This is a genomic window from Bacteroidota bacterium, from assembly GCA_030706565.1.
Taxonomy (GTDB): domain Bacteria; phylum Bacteroidota; class Bacteroidia; order Bacteroidales; family JAUZOH01; genus JAUZOH01.
In genome coordinates, this window is the sequence record JAUZOH010000385.1 from 1 (window position 1) to 3,548 (window position 3,548).

The window sequence follows — 3,548 nt, forward strand, 5'->3', positions numbered from 1 at the left end:
ATTAGTTCATATACTACTATGCAAATGTTGAATGTTGCATTTATGAATCAACAACAATTTACCGATTTGATTTCACAGGATGTACTGAATCAATATAAAAATCCCTCATCACCCATTATGGCACTTGAATATCCGGATGTAAACTGGTTTAAGGAATTGACCAATAAATTTGCGCCTGAAGTTAATGCCAACATTAATTTACAGGGCGGAACCAATTTTGTAAAATATTTTGCATCCATGGGGTATTTATACCAGGGCGATTTGTTCAAAGCTTATCACAATGGATATGATGATGCGCGATATAAGTACAACCGTTTTAATTACCGGGCAAATTTGGACTTTGCTTTGACAAAAACCACAGAATTATCTTTGAATGTAGGTGGCGAAATAGGTGTCAAGAATCAACCTTCAAACTCTCCCTGGTATGGTTTATATGCAATATCACCTGCCCGGTTCCCTGCATATTTCCCGGCTTGGGTTTTGGACAGCATACCGGATAAGGACTATCCTGACGCTAAGGGATCCCGATTGGCTGCATCATTTGGGGAAATTACCGCGAATCCATATTCAACATTATATAATGGATCTTTTAATAAATATAATGAATCAAAATTGTTTACCGATCTGATGCTGGAACAGAAACTTGATTTTATTACTCCGGGTTTGTCTGCAAAAGGTAAAGTATCTTTGAGTACCTATTATCAGACCATTGATTTGACGGCCAGTTATTCATTTCCGGAATATGTACTTGACTATTCGAAAATTGGCACAAGTCAAAATCCATGGATAAGAAATGGACAGGGAAACGAAGTGTATAATTTGCCTCCTGTTGATTTGAATGTGGGCGGATTGCAGAGCAATTATTATAAGGATTTATATTATGAAATGTCCCTGAATTATAACCGTTCCTTTGGAAATCATTATGTAACGGCACTGGCCCTGATGAACCGTCAGGAGAAGGATCAGGGGACTGATTTCCCATATTATAATGAAGCTTTGGTCGGAAGGGCTACTTACGATTTTAAACATAAATATTTAGTGGAATTTAATGTGGGATATACGGGCTCTGAACGTTTTGCTCCTTCAAACCGTTTTGGATTTTTCCCTTCAGCAGCTGTGGGATGGACTATCTCTGAGGAACCCTTTTTCAAGAATGCAGTTCCATGGATGAACAAATTAAAATTACGTTATTCTGATGGTTTGACCGGTAGTGATGCTGCTGCCAACAGGTGGCTGTACATCAGCAATTATTATAAAGATCCTGCTGGGTATATCCGCGAAGACAAAGGCGCTAATACTTTTGCCCAGTGGGAAGAAGCCCGCAAAAGGGATATTGGTACTGAAATTGGTGTCTTTAACAGCCTCTTTACATTGAGTGTTGATCTTTTTGATGAGCAGCGTGATAAAATGTTGCTTACCCCACAAACCGTTACTTTCCTTGTCGGAAGTTCCTTCAAGGAATTAAATAAGGGGAAATTGAAAAAACACGGAATAGAAGTTGAAGCAGAGTTTAATAAAACCACTCATTCAAAACTGAATTATTTTGTAAGGGGTATATTCGGGTTTAATGAAAACAGGGTTATTTTTGAAGATGATCCTGTAAATACTCCTGAATATCAGAAACGTGCAGAAAAGCCTTTAGGCTCACAGACTAATGGCGTTACTTTAAGTGGTTCCGGTTATTTTACTTCAATTGATGATATTCATAATAACCCGGCACCTGTAACCCTGTCTCAGCTTAATGTCGGAGATTACAGATATTGTGATTATAATGCGGATGGTTCCATCACCAGTTTGGATAAACATCCCATTAAAGGGAATTTATATCCTCCAGTCACTTTTTCTCTTTCAAGTGGACTCAGTTATAAGGGTTGGGAATTCTCGTTTATGTTCCAGGGAAATGAAGGGAAATATGTAGACTATAATCAGACTTTTGAATGTGAATTTATTAAAGGAGATTACTCTGTTCATACTTCTCAGTTGGATTATTGGACCCCAACCAATCTAAGTGCTAATCATTCTACCTTACATTATTCTGCTGGCGGAAGTGTCGCTAATATTGCATGGGGTGGAGGAGAAGCAGCTTCTGGCTACAATACTAAAATACAGGACCGTTTTTGGAGAAGAGCTGATTATGTAAGGTTAAAAGAAGTTTATCTGGGTTATAATTTTACTTCTTCTTTTATGAAACGGTTAATGGGTGTATCCGCGCTGAATGTTTATGCTACCGGAAATAATTTATTTACGGTTACTTCCTTGATAGAAGGCGATCCTGAACGGAAAGATTTTCAGCAGGGATTTTATCCGCAGTTAAGTACCATTGTTTTTGGTATGAAATTATCTTTCTAAAATCTTAAATTGAATGATCATGAAAAAAAGATATTCTATCATATTCTTGTGTACCGGTCTGATGATGTTTTTTCTGACCTCCTGCCTGGACAGTTATCTGGATAAGGCTCCGGAAGCAGGTTTAAGCGAGGATGACGTGTTCTCAAAATATGAAAATTTTAAATTGTTTTTTGATGCTGTTTATAAGGGGCAGAATTCCAGTAAACAAAATGTGAATATTCAGACTGCTTTCCCGCTTTATTTCTCCTTTTGGGACCAGAAATATCCCCTGGAAGCATTAACCGATATGAGCGATGAGGGACGTTTGATGGATAGCCAGACTATTAAAGGAGGTCAGATGGGAACTTTGGTTAACAAGATGACTACCGATGGTGCCAGACGTCCTATAGAACTATCCATGTTTACCATTATCAGAATTTGCAACATGACTTTGGAAAAAATCAACCAGTTGAAAAATGCCACTGAGCAGGATAAAGCGGATTTTATTGCCCAGGCATATTTTTGCAGGGGCTTTGCTCATTTTACCCTGTTCAAATTCTGGGGTAGGATGCCTTATATAACCAAGGTGTTGGGGCCTAATGACCAATGGGATATCCCCCGTTTGTCCAATCATGAGACATTGATGAAAATTGCTGCCGATATGGATTCCGCATTTTTCTATTTTGAAAAGGCCGGAATGATGAGAAGGGATAATCCGGCTGTTGGCGGTGCCGGACATTTAAACAATGATAATTTATTCAGGCCTAACGGAGTTACTGCCTTGGCCATGAAAGGACGTGTCTTATTATATGCTGCTAGCCCGTTGAACAATGAACTAGGGAAAACCGATTGGGAAAATGCTGCAAAGGCTAATTGGGTTGCATTGGACAGTGCCTTAAGCTGGGGCTATTTCATGTATCCGCAAGCTGACTATAAATTAAATTATATTAATACCCGTTATTCTGATGAAGAAATTTGGGGTTGGAGTGCTGAAAATAAGAATTATAATAATGGCGATCTTTGTGGTCTTCAGAATGGGGTTTTTGCAGCTAATACGGGTTCTTTTTCAGGAGAAAATCCCACCCAGAATACTGTTGATAAATTTGAAACCAAATGGGGCGATCCTTTGAATACAGATGCTGACAGACAGGCGGCCATTGCATTGGGACATTATAGTGAACAAAATCCTTATGCCAACAGGGATCCAAGGTTTTATGTGG

At 38.8% G+C, this 3,548-nt stretch carries 2 protein-coding genes; both read left to right on the top strand.

The window, feature by feature from the left end:
- The coding region (locus tag Q8907_14460; GenBank protein ID MDP4275474.1) for a SusC/RagA family TonB-linked outer membrane protein at nucleotides 1-2,349 on the top strand (2,349 nt) is incomplete at its 5' end.
- Nucleotides 2,350-2,368: 19 nt separating this feature from the next.
- The coding region (locus Q8907_14465) for a RagB/SusD family nutrient uptake outer membrane protein (protein MDP4275475.1) at nucleotides 2,369-3,548 on the top strand (1,180 nt) is incomplete at its 3' end.